Consider the following 405-nt stretch of genomic DNA (forward strand, 5'->3'; position numbering starts at 1 on the left):
TCCTCCGGCGGCGTGGCGCCGGCGGGTGGGGATTTCCCTGGTCCCGCGCTGCGGTAAAGCGCATGATCCGTGGAATGGGACGGCATAGTTCCATTCTCCGGAATCCGGAAAGTTCGCCGACCATTCGGCGAATCCGGCTTCTAGACTTCCGCTACAAGGAATTCAAAATGTTTTTTGGATCTTTTTCATCATATTTATCAAAAGAAGGGGCCCGTTCCATGTCAGTCCCCCACCTGCTGTCCCGTCGAAAAGCGCTTGCTTTCTGCGTTGCGGGCTCATCCTTGCCGTGGGCGGCGTTCGCGCAGGGCCCCCAGGCAGGCGGTGCGGGTGCTGCAGGAATGGAATTCCCGGTCAGGCCGGTGCGCCTGATCGTGCCGTTCGCGCCTGCCGGATCGACGGACATCC

General features: G+C 60.7%; 1 protein-coding gene. It reads right to left on the reverse strand.

The annotated features are described in order from the left end of the window. Window positions 1-151: 151 nt before the first annotated feature. Window positions 152-405 (reverse strand): hypothetical protein (locus K9U40_RS24285; RefSeq protein WP_282892599.1); only part of this gene is annotated, 254 nt, incomplete at its 5' end.

Origin of the sequence: Xanthobacter autotrophicus, assembly GCF_030015065.1 — a bacterium.
GTDB lineage: Bacteria > Pseudomonadota > Alphaproteobacteria > Rhizobiales > Xanthobacteraceae > Xanthobacter > Xanthobacter autotrophicus_D.